The organism is Bradyrhizobium sp. USDA 3240 (assembly GCF_054063295.1).
In genome coordinates this window covers 1,040,552-1,058,131 of sequence record NZ_JBSSGD010000002.1, presented here as the reverse complement: position 1 = coordinate 1,058,131, position 17,580 = coordinate 1,040,552, and the positions used below count along the sequence as shown (strand labels likewise).

General features: G+C 63.6%; 13 protein-coding genes and 2 pseudogenes. 11 read left to right on the top strand and 4 right to left on the bottom strand.

Annotated elements, in window-relative coordinates; genetic code table 11:
• Nucleotides 1–144: 144 nt before the first annotated feature.
• From grxD to ACVIGA_RS05685, 4 genes and pseudogenes are all read left to right on the top strand, one after another.
• Nucleotides 145–477, top strand: coding sequence for a Grx4 family monothiol glutaredoxin (grxD, locus tag ACVIGA_RS05700; protein ID WP_212309969.1), 333 nt, complete (start codon nt 145–147; stop codon nt 475–477).
• 2 nt (nt 478–479) lie between these two features.
• A complete protein-coding gene (locus ACVIGA_RS05695; RefSeq protein WP_456665614.1) occupies nt 480–1,025 on the top strand; it encodes an O-acetyl-ADP-ribose deacetylase in 546 nt (181 codons plus the stop codon).
• A 49-nt stretch (nt 1,026–1,074) separates the two neighbouring features.
• Nucleotides 1,075–2,362, top strand: a pseudogene (locus ACVIGA_RS05690) (serine hydrolase domain-containing protein).
• 104 nt (nt 2,363–2,466) lie between these two features.
• A complete protein-coding gene (locus tag ACVIGA_RS05685) occupies nt 2,467–3,729 on the top strand; it encodes a serine hydrolase domain-containing protein (protein WP_456665613.1) in 1,263 nt (420 codons plus the stop codon).
• Between the two features lie 22 nt (nt 3,730–3,751).
• On the opposite strand, the gene ACVIGA_RS05680 is transcribed toward ACVIGA_RS05685, so the two are convergent.
• The 4 genes from ACVIGA_RS05680 to ACVIGA_RS05665 all read right to left on the bottom strand — a co-directional run bounded on the left by ACVIGA_RS05680 (nt 3,752) and on the right by ACVIGA_RS05665 (nt 7,087).
• Nucleotides 3,752–4,819 (bottom strand): threonine aldolase family protein, encoded by a 1,068-nt coding sequence (locus ACVIGA_RS05680; RefSeq protein ID WP_456665612.1) that lies wholly within the window; start codon nt 4,817–4,819, stop codon nt 3,752–3,754.
• 92 nt (nt 4,820–4,911) lie between these two features.
• Complete coding sequence (gene rpsD, locus ACVIGA_RS05675; RefSeq protein ID WP_456665611.1) at nt 4,912–5,529, bottom strand: 30S ribosomal protein S4; 618 nt, start codon at nt 5,527–5,529, stop codon at nt 4,912–4,914.
• A 270-nt stretch (nt 5,530–5,799) separates the two neighbouring features.
• Nucleotides 5,800–6,585 carry an acyltransferase gene (locus ACVIGA_RS05670; protein WP_456665610.1) on the bottom strand — a complete coding sequence of 262 codons (786 nt, stop codon included), beginning with the start codon at nt 6,583–6,585 and terminating at the stop codon, nt 5,800–5,802.
• Between the two features lie 112 nt (nt 6,586–6,697).
• The gene (locus ACVIGA_RS05665; RefSeq protein WP_420964847.1) at nt 6,698–7,087 is read right to left on the bottom strand and encodes a cupin domain-containing protein; all 390 of its coding nucleotides are present in this window, start codon (nt 7,085–7,087) and stop codon (nt 6,698–6,700) included.
• A 939-nt stretch (nt 7,088–8,026) separates the two neighbouring features.
• Between ACVIGA_RS05665 and ACVIGA_RS05660 the strand changes: the two genes are divergently transcribed.
• From ACVIGA_RS05660 to ACVIGA_RS05630, 7 genes and pseudogenes are all read left to right on the top strand, one after another.
• Entirely contained in the window at nt 8,027–9,028 is a 1,002-nt protein-coding gene (locus ACVIGA_RS05660) for a formylglycine-generating enzyme family protein (protein WP_456665609.1), read from the top strand.
• Between the two features lie 26 nt (nt 9,029–9,054).
• Nucleotides 9,055–10,743 (top strand): arylsulfatase, encoded by a 1,689-nt coding sequence (locus ACVIGA_RS05655; protein ID WP_456665608.1) that lies wholly within the window; start codon nt 9,055–9,057, stop codon nt 10,741–10,743.
• 72 nt (nt 10,744–10,815) lie between these two features.
• Nucleotides 10,816–11,832 carry an HAD family hydrolase gene (locus tag ACVIGA_RS05650; RefSeq protein WP_456665607.1) on the top strand — a complete coding sequence of 339 codons (1,017 nt, stop codon included), beginning with the start codon at nt 10,816–10,818 and terminating at the stop codon, nt 11,830–11,832.
• An 84-nt stretch (nt 11,833–11,916) separates the two neighbouring features.
• Nucleotides 11,917–13,299: pseudogene (locus tag ACVIGA_RS05645) on the top strand (DUF1254 domain-containing protein); the annotation flags it as partial.
• The gene (locus ACVIGA_RS05640; RefSeq protein WP_456670746.1) at nt 13,288–14,289 is read left to right on the top strand and encodes a DUF1254 domain-containing protein; all 1,002 of its coding nucleotides are present in this window, start codon (nt 13,288–13,290) and stop codon (nt 14,287–14,289) included. The pseudogene ACVIGA_RS05645 and the gene ACVIGA_RS05640, both read left to right, overlap by 12 nt.
• A 49-nt stretch (nt 14,290–14,338) precedes the next feature.
• The gene (locus ACVIGA_RS05635; RefSeq protein WP_456665606.1) at nt 14,339–15,364 is read left to right on the top strand and encodes a SphA family protein; all 1,026 of its coding nucleotides are present in this window, start codon (nt 14,339–14,341) and stop codon (nt 15,362–15,364) included.
• 113 nt (nt 15,365–15,477) lie between these two features.
• Entirely contained in the window at nt 15,478–17,580 is a 2,103-nt protein-coding gene (locus tag ACVIGA_RS05630; RefSeq protein ID WP_456665605.1) for a cache domain-containing protein, read from the top strand.

Sequence of the window (17,580 nt, the reverse complement as noted above, 5' to 3'; positions counted from 1 at the left end):
GCGGTCCGGCTCCCGCCGCATGCCTGATTTCCGCCATTTTGCTTTGGATGCACAATGGTTTGAGCTACATATATGTCCAGTCACGGGTTAGAAGGGTGGGCCGGCCCACAAGTCTTGAGAGCGCCGCCCCCGAAGGAAGCGAAAATGAGCATCGAGCAATTCATCGACAACGAAGTGAAGTCGAACGACGTCGTGCTGTTCATGAAGGGCACGCCGCAATTCCCGCAGTGCGGGTTTTCCGGTCAGGTCGTGCAGATCCTCGACCACATCGGTGTCGGCTATAAGGGCCTCAACGTTCTCGAATCGGCCGAGCTGCGCGACGGCATCAAGGTCTATTCGAACTGGCCGACGATTCCGCAGCTCTATGTGAAGGGCGAGTTCGTCGGCGGTTGCGACATCATCCGCGAGATGTTCCAGGCCGGTGAATTGCAGCAGCTGTTTGCCGACAAGGGCATCCCGGTCGACGTGGTTGCCTGACCTTGACGGCGCGCCAGATTGGCAAGGCGCGGCTCGAAGTCATCGTTACCGACATCACGACCCTGCGCGTTGACGCCGTCGTCAACGCGGCCAATTCGTCGCTGCTCGGGGGCGGTGGCGTCGATGGCGCGATCCACCGCGCCGCCGGACCTGATCTGGTCGCCGAATGCCGTATGCTTCACGGCTGCGAGACTGGCCAGGCCAAGATCACCAAAGGGTATCGGCTGCCTGCCAAGTACGTGATCCATACGGTCGGCCCGGTCTGGAATGGCGGCAAGCTAGACGAGGACGGTCTGCTTGCATCCTGCTATCGGCGCTCGGTGGACCTCTGCGAAGAGCATGGCCTCGCTTCGATCGCTTTTCCAGCAATCTCGACCGGCATCTATCGTTTCCCCGCGGATCGCGCGGCCCAGATCGCCGTAAGGACTGTCGTCGACACGCTGGCCACTGCTCCCAGCGTCGAGCACGTGGTCTTCTGCTGCTTCTCCGCCCCCAGCGCCGAATTGCACGAGGCCGCTTTGGCCTCCTTTGGGAGCCCTTGTGCCTGATGATACCGCCGCTACACTTCCTCGTGATTTCCGGGGAGGGATAGTTCAAATGCATTCATTTCGTTTGAAGGGCGCCGCCGCAGCCGCCGCGGTGTTGCTGGCGGCATCGTTGGCGTACGCGCACACCGAGGGCACCTACGAGATTCCGGCGGGCGCGCATTTCAACCCCGACAAGCTCGCCAGGATCAGCGAGTTCTTCAAGAACGAGGTCGCGACCGGAAAGATTCCCGGCGCCATCGTCCTGATCCAGCAGCATGGCAAGCCGGTCTATCACGAGGCCTTCGGCGTGCAGGACGTGGTCAGCAAGGCGCCGATATCAGACCAGACCATCTTCCGCCTGGCCTCGATGTCCAAGTCGATCACCGCCGTGGTCTCGATGCAGCTTCTGGAGGAGGGCAAGTACAAGCTCGACGATCCCGTCTCGAAATACATCCCGTCCTTTGCCGATGTGAAGGTCGGCGTCGAGAAGAAGGCCGAGGACGGCACCAAGACGCTCGAACTGGTGCCGCCACAGCGGCCGATGACGATCCTCGATCTGATGACGCATACGTCCGGCATCACCTACGGGTTCTATGGTGATAGCCTGGTCCGCAAGGCCTACAAGGACGCCAATATCTACGGCGGAGATTTCGATCTCGCCGAATTCGCCGAGCGGATCGCCAAGCTGCCGCTGCACAACCAGCCCGGCGCGCTCTGGCAATACGGCCATTCCACCGACATTCTGGCGCGCGTGATGGAGGTGGCCACCGGAGAGAAATTCTCGACGATCGAACGCGAGAAGCTGCTTGACCCGCTCGGCATGAAGGACACCGGCTTCTTCGTCACCGATCCCGAGAAGCAGAAGCTGATGGCCGAGCCGATGCCGAACGACAGCGACTTCCGGGTCGGCCGGATCAACGATCCGACCAAGGTTAAGAAATGGGAGTCCGCCAGCGGCGGCATGGTCTCGACCATGGCGGACTATTCGCGCTTCGCCCAGATGCTGCTCAATGGCGGCACCCTCGACGGCAAGACCATCCTGAAGCCCGAGACGTTCAAGGAATTGACCACCGATCGTGTCGGCCCGGGCTCAGGCGTTGCGCGCGACGTATTCTATTTCCCCGGCGACGGGCTTCGGCTTCGGGCTCGGGATCGCTGTGCGTACCGATCCGGGCAATGCCAAGCCGCCGCCTCCAGGCGATCTCGGCGAACTGAAATGGGATGGCGCCAGCGGCTGCTACTACATCATCGATCGCAAGCAGGACTTCTTCTTCATCCTCCTGGAGCAGACGCCGACCGAGCGTCAGCGCATCCAGCGGACGTTGAAGCAACTCGTCTATGAAGCCATGGAAAACTAGAGCGTTTTCGAGCGAAGTGGGTACCGGTTCGCGTGAAGAAAACGCGTCAAAAGCAAAACCATAAGAGCATGATCCGGTCCAATCGGATCGGAGCATGCTCTTATATGCGTGGGTGCCGCGCGTTCGTCGCGGCACTCGCGCTCGCCCTCGTCGCAACGGTTGCGCAGGCCGGCTCCGCGGGGCCAGCCGCGCACAGCTTCTCGGCGGAGGGCCTCGCCAAGGTCTCCGACTATGTCCGGAACGAGGTCGTGACCGGAAAGATTCCCGGTGCCATCCTGCTGCTGCAGCAGCATGGCAAGCCGGTCTACTACGAGAAGTTCGGGGTTCGCGATATCGCAACCGAGTTCTCGATGAGCGCGGATACCATCTTCCGTCTCTATTCGATGTCGAAGCCGATCACGACAGTCGTCGCCATGATGCTGGTGGAGGAGGGCAGGCTTGCGCTCAGCGATCCGGTGTCGAAATACATTCCGGCCTTTGCCGACATGAAGGTCGGCGTCGAAAAGCGCGGCGATGAGAGCAAGGCGACGATGACGCTGGAGCCGCTCAAGCGTCCGGTCACGATCGAAGACCTGATGCGCCACACGGCAGGACTGCCCTACGGCTATTATGGCGGCGGTGTCGTCAACAAGACCTACGCCGATGCCGGCCTGTTCGACAACGATCCCGACAATGCCGAATTCGCCGCGCGGCTCGCGGCGCTGCCGCTTGCCGAGCAACCCGGCACGCAATGGGATTACGGCCATTCCACCGATCTGCTCGGCCGCATCATCGAGGTGATAACAGGGAAATCGCTGTTCCAGTTCGAGAAGGAGCGGCTGCTCGGTCCTCTCGGGATGAACGAGACCGCATTCTATGTTGCCGACCAGGCGAAATGGCCGCTGATCGCCGAGCCGATGCCGAAGGATCGCACCATCAGTCCGGTGGCCGAGGTTCGCGACCCGCGCAAGCCGCTGCGCTGGGAGTCCGGCGGCGGCGGCATGGTCGGCACCATCGGCGACTATGCGCGCTTCTCGCAGATGCTGTTGAACGGCGGCAGCTATAGCGGGAAGCGCTATCTGAAACCGGAAACCATCGCGCTGATGGCGTCAGATCACATAGGTCCCGAAACCGGCGTCGTGCGCGACAAGAACTATTATCCGGGGCCGAACTCCGGCTTCGGCCTCGGTTTCGCGGTCCGCACCTCGGTGCCGGAGAACACGTCTTGGCCGCTCGGCGAATATCGCTGGGACGGCGTCGGCGGCACGTTCTTCTTCATCGACCCCGCCGACGATCTGTTCGGGATCTTCATGGTGCAGACGCCGTCACAGCGCGGCCGGATCCAGCAGGAGCTGAAGACGCTGATTTACCGGGCGATGGGGCACTAACCGGCTTCGTAGCCGGATGGAGCTACGCCCCGCGGACGATGTCCCTGACGTGACCGACCGCTTCCTCGATCATCGCGGCCGTGACATCGAGATGCGTGCAGGCCCTGATCCGGCCGTCCATCATCGCGAGCGTCACCCCGCGCTTGCGCAGCTCGGCGACCATCTTGTCGCCGGAGACGCCGGCGCCGTCGGGCTTGAAGAAGACGAGGTTGGTTTCGGGCGCCTGCACCGCGATGCCGTTGATCTGCGCCAGCCCGCGCGCCAGCGCCCGCGCATTGGCATGGTCGTCGGCGAGACGGTCGACATGGTGATCGAGCGCGTAGATGCAGGCGGCGGCACAGATGCCGGACTGTCGCATCGAGCCGCCGAGCCGCTGCTTCCAGCGCCAGACATCGTCGATGAAGGCGCGGCTGCCGGCGATCACGCCGCCGATCGGCGCGCCGAGTCCCTTGGAGAAATCGATCCAGGCGGAATCCCAGCCCGCCGTCATGTCGCGCGGCGAGATGGCTGAGGCGACGGTCGCGTTCAGGAGGCGCGCCCCGTCCATATGGGTTATGAGTCCATGGTCCTTGGCGATGCGCACGACCTCGTCGAGCGCGGCCTTCTTCCAGATCGTGCCGCCGCCGATATTGGCGGTCTGCTCGACGCTGACCAGCACCTGCGGCGGCTGGTAGCGGGTGCGCGGATGCAGCGCGGCGCGGAAGGTCTCCGGCGTGAACTGGCCGTCATCGCCCGGCAGCTGCGTGATCTGGAAACCGCCGAGCGCGGCATGCGCGCCACCCTCGCGGGCGATGATATGCGCGGTCGCGTGCGCCAGGATCTCGTCGCCGGGGCGGCAATAGGCCAGCGTCGCCGCGACGTTGCACATCGTGCCCGACGGCATGAAGACGGCGGCTTCCTTCCCGAGCAGATCGGCGACGCGGGCGTTGAGCTCATTGGTGGTCGGATCGTCGCCGACCTGCTCATCGCCGACCTCCGCCCGCGCCATCGCCTCGCGCATCCCGGGCGTCGGTTTCGTCTGTGTGTCCGACAACAGGTTGATGCGGACGGCGGGCGCCTTGGGATCGGGCCGGGCAGGGGTGTAGTGCATGATGGTTCTCTCGGTCGGTGTGCCGCGACTTTAGCCAAACAAAAAGGCCCCGGCAAAACCGGGGCCTTTCGGATCTCGCATGCGTGCTGTGATCAGCGCGAATAGAATTCGACGATCAGATGCGGCTCCATCTGCACCGGGAACGGCACGTCGCCGAGCGCCGGGATGCGGACGAACTTCGCGGTCATCTTGCCGTGATCGACTTCGAGGAAGTCGGGCAGGTCGCGCTCGGGCAGCTGGGCGGCTTCCAGCACCGGGGTGAGCTGCTTGGAGGCTTCCTTGACCTCGATGGTGTCGCCGATCTTCAGCTTGTAGCTGCCGATGTCGACCTTGCGGCCGTTCACCTTGACGTGGCCGTGGTTGATGAACTGGCGCGCAGCGAACATCGTGGCGACGAACTTGGCGCGATAGACCACGGTGTCGAGACGGCGCTCGAGCAGGCCGATCAGGTTCTCGCCGGTGTCGCCCTTCAGGCGGCTGGCCTCGACATAGATGCCGTGGAACTGGCGCTCGGAAATGTTGGCGTAGTAGCCCTTGAGCTTCTGCTTGGCGCGGAGCTGCACGCCGAAGTCGGAGAGCTTGCCCTTGCGGCGCTGGCCGTGCTGGCCGGGGCCGTATTCGCGGCGGTTCACGGGGCTCTTCGGGCGGCCCCAGATATTCTGGCCCATGCGGCGATCGATCTTGTACTTCGCCTCACTGCGCTTTGTCATCGCGTCCTCTTTGATAGCCGTCGCACGAAGCGCCCGGCGTTTTGTCAGTTTCAGATTTGAGGAGACGCGCCCTCCTGTGTACCGGCCAAAAAAGGCCCGTACCGACAGGTCCGCCTCGAAAGCTCGGGGAGAACCACGGGTCGCGAAACGCATCGCGGGCCGAAACCGGCCCGCGAGCAAGGGTCGTCTTAAGGAGAAAGTCCGGCTCTGTCAAACAAAACACAGGACGATTTGGGCCGAATCGGCGTCAAAATCGGCCGGTTTCGCCACTCAAAGCCGGGTTCCGGCCGCCCGAACCGGCCGGGCGTCGGCTTGCGGCCGGATCGCGCCCAATTCCGCGGCGATTTCGCCGCCCAGCACCTGCTCAAGCCGGGTCAGGGTTTTGGCAATGAGGGCGGCGTCGCAGACCAGATGGTCCCAGCGCAGCACCACGTCGACGGTCAAGTCCGGCTTGATCACGCCATAGCTCAGCAGGAACGGCCCGGGGCTCAGCGCGTGCAACTCGCCCGGGCCATAGGCCGCGACCGAGGTGACGCCGAAGCTGCCGCAGAAATTGGCGCGCTGCCGGCCGAAATTCATCCCGATCGCCCATGCCAGGCGGCGCAGCGGAAACGGCAGGCGCGTCACACAGAGCATCTTGCGGAACGAGGGGATCTCGTGCAGCGGCGCGGTCTTGGCGCGCCGGATCAGCGCATCGACATCGCCAAGCGCCATCTCGTCGGCGCCCCGGACGCGTTCGAACAGTACGCATTCCTCGCCCTTCTCAACGCGCGCAATGGCCACCATGCCGACGCTGCACGGCAGCTCGTAGAGACAGGGCCAGGGCCATTTGACGTGCAGGGTGCGCAGGGTCGGCTCGGTCTTGGCGACCAGCGCGAATGCCTTGACGAAGATGGCGGCCCAGCCCGGCGCCTGCGCCGCGCGTGCGCGGGCCTCGACCACCGCACGAACGTTCAGCGAGCGTGTCAGGGAGACGAACGGCACGCCGGCCGACGCGTACATCAGATCGGCGACGAGACGGCGCGGCAATGAAATCCGACGAAATTTACCGCGCATCTGTTCGGTTCATATCCCTGCAATCAGGCAAAAATCAAAAGGCCCGGCGAGCTCGGATGGTTGCTCGCCGCACCTGAAGCCAACATGAACCAACTGATCGGAGGCCAACAGGTCACGGCGCCGGTTTGGCCAAGGGCTCGCCGGCCTTGACCACGTAGACCCCTAGCACCTTGAGCGGCTTGTCGCCGGAAGTTTTGGCATCGTGCACCGCACCTTCCGGGATCTGGTAGGAATCGCCTGCCTTGAGCTTCAGCGGCGGCTTGCCGTCGATCACAAGTTCCAGCTCGCCTTCGAGCACATAGCCGGTTTCAGCGCCGGGATGGCTGTGACGACCCGACGCACCCCCGGCTGGAACCTCGGCAATCGCCGTGACCGTGTTGTAGCCCGCCGGGAAATCGACCTTCTGCAGCGGTGTTCGCTTGATGCCGCTCTGCTGCGCAAAGGCAGCGCCGGTACCGGCAAACGCAATCACGGTGAGACCAAGCAGCAACTTCCTGAACATGCATTTTCCTCCCCAAGGCGCGAAACTCTAGCAGCGCGGAATCGCGGCGGAAAGCCGGCGAAGTGTGATCTGCGCGTGCGACGTTCGGATAAGTCCGCCGGCTGTTCATGGAATTGGACGCGGTCATCCTTACGCGGGGCTTACACGCTGTCCAGGCAATTGCGGTGTTCCACCGCAGGTCCGATGCCCGGCTTTGAACACCGGTTTCTCGACCTGATAGGAGCTTGCTCACCGGCAGCTGCCTGGACGAGGCCGGTGGCTTCGCGTCTACGCTCGATCCAGGTGAATGCCGCGACGAATCCACGCTTCCAAAGGCAGCGCGATCGATCGATTGAGTGCAGTCGGTTGAAGTCAGCGCACCGAGCGCCCTGCGACATCGTGCCTCGCTCGGTTGGGCTCGTACCGTGAGCCCGTCGAGCGGATTTCGCAAACGCGCAGTTTTTCGCTTGTTTTTTCGAGAAAGAGAATCCGACGACGACATCGGATTGATGGAATTGGGACATCGTTCGTTAAGGCTGCACGCCTTGGGGTTGCGGTTGGCACAAAGTGCACATCACACGCATGACGCGTTGCGCTATCGTTTGATCTCAAAGCGAAACAGCTCGTGACAGCGTCCGGCGGGACGGATCACGCGCCGCAGGAGCGGTCGCGCGTGTGGATGCGCGCACCGGTAACGACGAGGAGAGAAGGGGAAGCGGGCCTGACGTAATCAACGCTGCCGAGAAGTGCAGCACAGAAAAATGGAAGGGCGCGACAATGCAATCGAGCACGACGTTGGATCCCCACGAACCCAAGCCCGTGACCTACAAGCCTGTGATCTACAAGGCTGCCATCTTCAGCAAGATTTTCCTCGGAGCGGTCATCGGAGTCACCGCCCCACCGAGAACGCAGGGCTTCCGGGACCATTGCCCACGGTAGCGCGCGAACAGGTGCATCGCCATGTCCCGGGCAGAGATCACCTCCGCTGAACCAGGGCCGGACGACCGGATGCAGACCGACGACATGGTCTGGATTCCCGGCGGCACCTTCCGCATGGGGTCGGATCATCATTATCCCGAGGAGGCGCCGTCGCATCGGGCCTCGGTCGATGGCTTCTGGATCGATCGTACACCGGTGACCAACGCCCAATTCCGCGACTTCGTGCGGGACACCGGCCACATCACCATAGCCGAGCGGCCGCCCGATCCCGTGCAATATCCGGGCGCGCTGCCGCATATGCTGTACGCCGGCTCGCTGGTGTTTTCGCCGCCGCGCCGGGTCCACACGCTGCGCGACTGGAGCCAATGGTGGACCTTCCTGCGCGGCGCGAACTGGCGTCGTCCCTATGGCCCGCGCAGCAACATCAATGTGCTCGGCAGCCATCCCGTCGTCCACGTCGCCTATGCCGATGCGCTCGCCTACGCCAAATGGGCCGGCAAGGAGCTTGCGACCGAAGCGGAGTGGGAGTTCGCGGCACGTGGCGGGCTCGACGATGAGGAATATGCCTGGGGCAATGCGCTGACGCCCGGCGGCAAGCACATGGCCAACATCTGGCAGGGCAATTTCCCGCTGCAGAATCTCTGCGAGGACGGGTTTGACCGAACCTCGCCGGTGACCGCATTCCCGCCGAACGGTTACGGCGTCCACGACATGATCGGCAATGTCTGGGAGTGGACCGCCGACTGGTGGTCCGCGCGCCACGAGGCCGACGCGGCAAAACCCTGCTGCATCCCGCAAAACCCGCGCGGCGGCCGCGAGGACGCGAGTTACGATTCCTGCCAGCCCGCGATCAGGATTCCGCGCAAGGTCCTGAAGGGCGGCTCGCACCTCTGCGCGCCGAATTACTGCCGCCGTTATCGCCCAGCCGCGCGTCATGCCGAGCCGGTCGATACCTCGACCAGCCATGTCGGGTTCAGGTGCGTGGTGCGGCCCTCCGCCGACGTTTCTCGCCCGCCGAAATGAATGCCTTGCAACGAAGGGAGTGTCTGATGAGCAGCGACGCCGAGAACAACAAGCAGAACGGCACGAAGCAGGCGATTGACCGCCGCAATCTGTTGCTGGGGACATCGACCCTGGTGGCCGCGGCGGCACTGACGTCCGATGCGCTGGCGCAGGCGCAAAGCGCGACGCCGGCACCATCCGGACGCAAGCCCAACATCCTCGTGATCTGGGGCGACGACATTGGTCTGGCGAACATCAGCGCCTATTCGCATGGCCTGATGGGCTACCAGACGCCGAACATCGACCGCCTCGCGCGCGAGGGCATGATGTTCATGGACTACTACGCCGAGCAGAGCTGCACGGCGGGCCGATCGAGCTTCATCACCGGCCAAGCGACGCTCCGTACCGGCCTTTCCAAGGTCGGCGTTCCCGGCGTCAAGGTCGGATTGCAGGCGCGCGATGCCACCATCGCGGAGTTGCTGAAGCCGCAAGGCTACGCCACGGGCCAGTTCGGCAAGAACCATCTCGGCGACCGCAACGAATTCCTGCCGACCGTGCACGGCTTCGACGAATTCTTCGGCAATCTCTATCACCTCAATGCCGAGGAAGAGCCGGAGAATTTCAACTATCCGAAAGACCCTGCCTTCCGCGCCAATTTCGGGCCGCGCGGCGTGATGAGATGCAAGGCCAGCGATCGCGACGATCCGACCGAGGATCCGCGTTTCGGACGCGTCGGCAAGCAGACGATCGAGGATACCGGTCCGCTCACCAAGAAGCGGATGGAAACCATCGATGACGAGACCTCGGCCGCCGCGGCCGATTTCATCGACCGGCAGGCCAAGGGCAACAAGCCGTTCTTCTGCTGGTTCAATGCGACGCGGATGCATCTTCGGACCCACGTACGTGCGGAGCACCGCGACCAGCCCGGGATTTCCGCGCGAACCGAATATGCCGACGGCATGATCGAGCACGACAATCATGTCGGCCTGCTACTCAAGAAGCTCGACGACCTCGGCATCGCCAACGACACCATCGTGATCTACGGCACCGACAACGGTCCGCACATGAATTCCTGGCCGGACGGCGCCATGACCTGGTTCCGAAGCGAAAAGAACACCAACTGGGAAGGCGCGTTCCGCGTTCCCTGCATGATCCGCTGGCCGGGCCGCATCAAGCCGGGGCAGATCTCGCATGAACTCGTCAGCGGCCTTGATTGGTGCCCGACGCTGCTTGCGGCAGCCGGCGAACCCGACGTGAAGGAGAAGCTGCTCACCGGCTACCAGGCGGCCGGCAAGACGTTCAAGGTTCATCTCGATGGCTACAACCAATTGCCGTATCTGACGGGTCAGCAGGACAAGTCGGCGCGGCCCTACTTCATCTATTTCAACGACGACGCCGATCTGGTCGCGATGCGGTTTGCAAACTGGAAGCTGGTGTTCGAGGAGCAGCGCGCGCCGGGTACGCTCTTGGTCTGGGGCGAGCCGTTCACTAAGCTTCGCCTTGCCAAGTTCTATGATTTGCATGCCGACCCGTTCGAACGGGCGGACATCACCTCAAACACCTATTGGGATTGGCTGATGGATCACGCCTACATCCAATATGGCGCGGTGGCGGAGATCGCGAAATATCTGGAGACTTACAAGGATTATCCGCCGAGCCAGAAGCCCGCGAGCTTCTCGGTCGAGGGGCTGATGGAGGACATGCACCGCGCGGTCGACTCCAAGATTCCGAAATAGCCGGCGATGAAGTCGCCAGCCGGCGCTGATGCCGGCTGGCGCTTGTACCAATCGAACCGTCTGCGAATTGCGATGATAATCGAATTGAGAGGGCCGACCCGCCGGAGCGCGCTCGCCGCGCTGGTCGCCGTTGTTGTCTGCGGTTTCGACGGACGCCTTGCGCTGGCGCAGCACGATCCGCTGCCGTCCTGGAACGACGGCGCGGCGAAGCAGGCGATCACCAGTTTCGTCGCACGGGTAACGACGCAAGGCGGTGCGGACTTCGTACCGCCCGCCGAGCGCATCGCCACGTTCGATAACGACGGCACGCTGTGGACCGAGCAGCCGTTCTATTTCCAGCTCGCCTTCGCGCTCGATCGCGTCAAGGCGATGGCGCCGGATCATCCCGAGTGGAGGACGCAGCAGCCGTTCAAGGCGCTGCTGGAGAAAGGCACCGGCGCGCTTGCGGCCGCCGGCGAGAAGGGGGTGCTGCAGATCATGGCGGCGACCCATGCCGGCATGACCACGGATGCCTTTGCGCAGTCCGTCCGCGACTGGCTCGCGACGGCAAGGCATCCGCGCTTCAACCGTCCTTACGACAGCCTGGTCTATCAGCCGATGCTGGAACTGCTCGCCTATTTGCGCGCCAACGGTTTCAAGACCTTCGTCGTCTCCGGCGGCGGCGTCGAATTCATGCGGCCGTGGATGGAGCGGGTCTACGGCATCCCGCCGGAGCAGGTGGTCGGCTCGTCGGGTGTGGTGAAATTCCAGATCGGAGCCGACGGCAAGCCCGAGTTGATGAAGGAGGCCGAGGTCGAGTTCATCGACGACGGCCCGGGCAAGCCGGTCGGGATCAACCGCTTCATCGGCCGCCGCCCGATCTTCGCGTTCGGCAATTCGGATGGCGACCTGCAGATGTTGCAATGGACCGCCGCGGGTGAGGGCCCGCGGTTCGCCGGCATCGTGCACCACACAGATAGCGCCCGCGAATATGCCTACGACCGGCAGTCGAAGATCGGCAAGCTCGACAAGGCGCTCGACGCGGCCACAACCGGCGGCTGGACCGTGGTCGACATGAAGCAGGACTGGAAGGAGATCTTCCGCCCCTGATCACAACGGGTGCTGCGAAGGAGCCGAAGCCATGAGCGGCCGAACAACGTCAATCCGTTTTGAGGTGATCCAATGCGAGTAGCCATGATGAAGGAAATCGCACTTGCCGCGCTCGTCATGATGTCGACCCTCGCGTCGGCCTCGGCGCAGACGACGCCGGAAGAGGCGCGGGCGATCGCGCGCGATGCTTATGTCTACGGCTTTCCGCTGGTCGACAATTATCGCGTTCAATATTCCTATTTCGTCGATCGTGCCGGACCGGAATACAAGGCGCCCGCGAATACGCTGTACAACAACGCGCGCGTCTATACGCCCGACGACAAGGCGATCCAGACCCCCAACTCGGACACGCCGTATTCCTATGTCGGCGCGGATTTGCGCGCCGAGCCGCTGGTCTTCACCGTGCCGGCGGTCGAGAAGCGCCGTTACTACTCGCTGCAGTTCATCGACCAGTACACCTTCAACTTCGCCTATGTCGGCAGCCGCGCCACCGGCAACGGTCCGGGAAGTTACTTGCTCGCGGGACCTGGTTGGAAGGGCGAGACGCCGAAGGGCATCAGCGGCGTGCTGCGGTCCGAAACGGACTTCGCGTTCGTGCTGTACCGGACGCAGCTGTTCGGTCCTGAGGACATCGACAATGTGAAGAAAGTCCAGACCGGCTACAAGGTGCAGCCGTTTTCGCAATTCCTCGGCAAGCCTGCTCCTGCCGCGGCGCCGGCGATCGACTTCGTTAAGCCGTTGACGCCGCAGCAGCAGAAGAATTCGCCCGAGTTCTTCAGCGTCCTCAATTTTGTCCTGCAATTCTGTCCAGTGAATCCCACGGAGAGCGCATTGCGGGCACGCTTCGCAAAGCTCGGCGTCGCGGCCGGCAAGCCCTTCAATGCCGATCAACTGGCGCCCGACATCCGCCAGGCGGTGCAGGACGGCATGGCCGATGCATGGAAACAGTATGCGGCCGCCGACAAGAAGATGGCTACCGGCGAGATGACCAGCGCCGATGTGTTCGGAACGCGCGCGTTCCTGAAGAACGACTACCTCAAGCGCATGATCGGCGCTGTCGACGGCATCTACGGCAATTCGAAAGAGGAGGCGATCTATCCTGGCTACGTCATCGACGCTGCCGGCCAGCACCTCGACGGCACCGCCGGCCGCTATACCATGACGTTTGCGCCCGGCCAGCTGCCGCCGGTCAATGCGTTCTGGTCGCTGACCATGTACGACTTGCCGCAGCGCTACCTCGTCGCCAACCCGCTGCATCGCTACCTCATCAACTCGCCGATGCTGCAGAACCTGAAGAGGAATGCGGACGGCGGCCTGACGCTTTATGTCCAGCGCGAGTCGCCCGGCGCGGACAAGGAGGCGAACTGGCTGCCGGCGCCGAACGGCCCGTTCCTGATGGCGCTTCGGCTGTACTGGCCGAAGGCCGAGGCCTTAAACGGCAAATGGAAGCGGCCGCTGCTGCAGCGGGTCGCGGATGCCACGGTCGGAGCGGCGCCGGCCGCGGGCGGCGCCGTGCCGGTCACCGTCGACAACTTTGCCCGTGCGGAGTCCGATCTCTACATCAACAACCTTGCCAAGGAGGCCGGCCTTGGCAAGCTCAGCCACCGTCGCGAACCGGCAAGCATCGACAAGCAGTCGGTCATCCGGCTCAATCGCGATACGCTCTATACGTCCGGCGTGTTCGACCTCGACGAAGGTCCCGTGACGATCACGATGCCGGACGCCGGCAAACGCTTCATGTCGCTGCAGGTGATCAACGAGGATCACTACGTGCCCGCGGTGTATTACGGCGCCGGTAAGCGCACCTTGACGCGCCAGAATGTCGGCACGCGCTACGCGGTGGCCGGGATTCGCACGCTGGTCGATCCGAACGACCCGAACGACCTCGCGCAGGTTCATGCGTTGCAGGATGCGATCAAGGTCGACCAGAAGGCACAAGGCAAGCTTGAGCTGCCGAACTGGGATCAGGTCAGCCAGAAGAGCATCCGCGACGCGCTGCTGGCGTTGAATGACCATACCGGCGGCTTCGCCCATGCGTTCGGGCCCAAAGGGCAGGTCGACCCGGTGCGGCATCTGATCGGCACCGCCGCCGGCTGGGGCGGCAATCCCGACAAGGACGCGTCCTACCTCAGCATCACGCCGGCGAAGAACGACGGCGCCACGGTCTACAGGCTGACCGTCAAGGATGTTCCAGTCGACGCGTTCTGGTCGATCAGCGTCTACGACGCGAAGGGATATTTCGAGAAGAATCCCTACGACGCCTATACGCTGAACAACATCACGGCGAAGAAATCCGCCGACGGTTCGATCGCCGTCCAGTTCGGCGGCTGCGACGGCAAGATTCCGAACTGCCTGCCGATCATGAAGGGCTGGAACTACACGGTCAGGCTCTATCGGCCGCGTCCGGAAATCCTGAACGGAAAGTGGAAATTCCCGGAGGCGCAGGCGGTGAACTGAAGTGCGCGCGAATCCGTTACGGTGTCTTGAACGAGGTGGGGAGGTTCAGATGACGATGCTCAAACTTCACAGGCGCGCTTTACTCGGTATCATCGGCGCGCTCGCGCTGTCGGCGGTGCCGCGCACGGCGTTGGCCGACGCCGGTGGGCTGAGCTTCTGGCTGCCCGGCGCGTTCGCCAGCCTGACGGCGGCGCCGGCGATGCCCGGCTGGGCGTATGAGACGATCTACATTCACCTCGATCAAAGCGCCAACGCGAGCAAGAATTTCGTCATCGGCAACCGCGTGCCGGGATCCGTCGTCGCCGGGCTCAACGCCCATGCGGACGTGCTGATCGAAGGCTTCACCTATACCTGGGCGCAGTCCGTGCTTGGCGGGCAGGCGGCGGTGACCTTCCTGACTGCGCCGGGAAATATCGGTGTCGGCGTCGACGCGACGCTGACCGGCCCGCGCGGCAACACGCTCTCGGGCGTCGCAACCGACAACCGCACCACGGTCTCTGACGTCTTCTACCAGGGCACCCTGAAATGGAATCAGGGTGTCAACAACGAGATGTTCTATATCTTTGGCAACATCCCGAGCGGGACCTATGACAGCACCCGTCTCGCCAATCTCAGCTTCGGATTCGTCGCGATCGACGTCGGCGGCGCCTATACTTATCTCAATCCGGAATCCGGCCAGGAGTTCTCGGTGCTGGCCGGCGTCACCTACAATGGAATGAACAAGGATCTGCAGTACCAGAACGGCATCGACTTCCACGTCGACTGGGGACTTTCGAAGTTCATCGAGAAGAACGTCCATGTCGGTGTTGCCGGCTACTATTTCCAGCAGCTCACCGGCGATAGCGGGGCCGGCGCCAAGCTCGGCGATTTCAAGGGACGCGTCGCCGGGATCGGACCGCAGGTCGGATTCATCTTTCCGGTCGGCGAGGGCTATCAGGGCTATCTGAACGTCCGCGGCTACAAGGATTTCGCCGCCGAGAACCGCGCGGAGGGATGGACGGCCTGGGTCACGTTCCAGCTCTCGACCGCCGCGCCACAGACGGCGCCGGCAAAGCCGATCGTACGGAAGTATTAGAGCTTCGGTTCTGATCGAACCGAAGCTCTACCTTTTGTTTGACGCGTTTTCTTCACGCGAACCGGTGCCCACTTCGCTCGAAAACGCTTTGAAGGAGGCGAACGACAGACCCGATGAGTGATGCGCGCGCGACCAGCCGGCGGCCGGTTCGGATCGGCTTCCGCACTTCCATCATCACGGTGTTCATCGCCGCCGTGCTAGTGGTCGGGCTGACGCTGGTCTATCTCAGCTTCAGGCGGGTCTCCTCGATCACGCAGATGGCGGCGAGCACGTTCATCGACAAGGTCGGGCAACTCGGTGCCGACCGCATCGACGCGCAGTTCAAGAATGTGCGCGACAATCTCGAGATTTTGGCGGGGCTGCCGGCGATCCAGGAGGCCGACATCGCCGACAACACCAGGCTCTACGGCCTGCTGGCCTCGATGCTGCGCAACAATCCGCAGATCTTCAATCTCTATGTCGGATACGAAGACGGCTCGTTCCTCGAGATGGACGTCATCGATCGCGCCAAGCCGCAATTCCGCACGGCGTTGAATGTCGACGCCGACGCGGTCTACCGCGTGGTCGTGATCGCCCGCACCGGGGCGTCTGCTGCTGCGCCGGTGACGCTGTTCCTGTCGGAAAATTTGATCCAGGTCGCGCAAGTCGCAGGACCTGACAGCTACGACCCGCGGCAGCGTCCCTGGTATGTCGAGGCCTTCAAGGATCGCAAGACGCTGCTCACCGGGCCCTATGTGTTCTATGCGACCGGCGAGCCCGGCTACACGCTGCGCATCCCGCTGAGGGAGGGCCGCCGCGGGGTGGTGGCTGCTGATCTCCTGCTCAATCGCCTCGAGGAGATGCTGAGCCGGCAGAAGCTCGGCAAGTCCGGGCTGGCCTTCCTGTTCAACGATGCCGACCGCATCGTCGGCCATCCCGAGATGCGCGATCTGATGGCGGAGCGGCGTGACGCGCTGCCCCGGATCGAGGCCCTCAAGCTTCCCGGCCTGTCTGCGGCGATTGCGTCCTGGCGCAGCGATGGCAGCGCCCAGCAGTTCTTCACCGACGGCGACGGGCGGACGCTGGTTGCAGCCTTTCACCGCATCGAGACCGCCGGGGCGGCCAACATCCGCCTCGCGGTGATCGCCCCGCTCGATGAATTCTTTGCCAAGATCATCTCGGAGCGGCGCGCGCTGTTCGCCATCGCGCTCGGCTTTGTGATCGCGATGCTGCCGTTCGCGTTCTGGCTCGGCTCGCTGCTCGCCCGGTCGCTGCGCGAGCTGGCGCGGCAGACCGACGAGATCCAGCGCTTTCAGCTCGCTGACCGGCCGCGCATGCAATCGGCCATCGACGAGATCGACGAGCTCGGCCGTTCGGTGTTCACGATGCGCACCGTCGTGCGCAATTTCTCCAGCTTCATTCCGCAGCCGATCGTCCGCCAGCTGATGGCGTCGGGCGCCTCGTTACAGCTCGGCGGCGTCCGGCGCGAGGTCACGGTGCTGTTCACCGACGTCGCTGATTTCACCGCGAAGACGGAGAAAGCGGATCCGTCGCAGGTCATGATCTTCACCTCGCGCTATTTCGCCGCGATGTCGGAGGCGATCATGAAGCACCACGGCACCATCGACAAGTTCATCGGCGATGCGGTGATGGCACTGTGGAATGCGCCGGACGACGACGACGATCACGTCATTCACGCCTGCGAGGCGGTGCTGGACTGCCTGCAGCGCAACGCCGAGCTCAACCGGGCGTTCCGCAGCGAGGGCTGGCCGGCCTACACCACGCGGTTCGGCCTGCATCTCGGTGACGCCGTGGTCGGCAATGTGGGCTCCGCCGACCGCATGAACTACACCGCGCTCGGTGCCACCATCAATCTGGCCTCGCGGCTCGAAGGGCTCAACAAGAACTACGGCACCCAAGTCCTGGTCAGCGCGGCCGTGCGGGCGCGCGCCGAGCACAAATTCGCGTTCCGCAGCGTCGACCAGATCCGGCCGAAGGGCTTTGCCGAGGCGATCACGGTCTATGAGCTCTGCGGCGCGCGCGGCGGTTCCGAGCTGGCGTTCTGCGCATTCTGGGAGGCCGTCTACGCTGCGATCCGCGGCGGGGAACCCGCCACGGCGCTGCTGCACATTGCCGACTTCCTGGCCGAATATCCCGGAGACGGCGTCGCGCAATACCATGCCGAACGGCTGCGCGATGCCGTTCAGCAACCGCTGCTCGATCATCCGGTGCACTGA

What these genes read in the sequence shown, in the direction of transcription:
- grxD (WP_212309969.1), top strand. Translation starts at nt 145, where the DNA reads ATGAGCATCGAGCAATTCATCGACAACGAAGTGAAGTCGAACGACGTC.
- ACVIGA_RS05685 (WP_456665613.1), top strand. Translation starts at nt 2,467, where the DNA reads ATGCGTGGGTGCCGCGCGTTCGTCGCGGCACTCGCGCTCGCCCTCGTC.
- ACVIGA_RS05680 (WP_456665612.1), bottom strand. Translation starts at nt 4,819, where the DNA reads ATGCACTACACCCCTGCCCGGCCCGATCCCAAGGCGCCCGCCGTCCGC.
- rpsD (WP_456665611.1), bottom strand. Translation starts at nt 5,529, where the DNA reads ATGACAAAGCGCAGTGAGGCGAAGTACAAGATCGATCGCCGCATGGGC.
- ACVIGA_RS05670 (WP_456665610.1), bottom strand. Translation starts at nt 6,585, where the DNA reads ATGCGCGGTAAATTTCGTCGGATTTCATTGCCGCGCCGTCTCGTCGCC.
- ACVIGA_RS05665 (WP_420964847.1), bottom strand. Translation starts at nt 7,087, where the DNA reads ATGTTCAGGAAGTTGCTGCTTGGTCTCACCGTGATTGCGTTTGCCGGT.
- ACVIGA_RS05660 (WP_456665609.1), top strand. Translation starts at nt 8,027, where the DNA reads ATGTCCCGGGCAGAGATCACCTCCGCTGAACCAGGGCCGGACGACCGG.
- ACVIGA_RS05655 (WP_456665608.1), top strand. Translation starts at nt 9,055, where the DNA reads ATGAGCAGCGACGCCGAGAACAACAAGCAGAACGGCACGAAGCAGGCG.
- ACVIGA_RS05650 (WP_456665607.1), top strand. Translation starts at nt 10,816, where the DNA reads ATGATAATCGAATTGAGAGGGCCGACCCGCCGGAGCGCGCTCGCCGCG.
- ACVIGA_RS05635 (WP_456665606.1), top strand. Translation starts at nt 14,339, where the DNA reads ATGACGATGCTCAAACTTCACAGGCGCGCTTTACTCGGTATCATCGGC.
- ACVIGA_RS05630 (WP_456665605.1), top strand. Translation starts at nt 15,478, where the DNA reads ATGAGTGATGCGCGCGCGACCAGCCGGCGGCCGGTTCGGATCGGCTTC.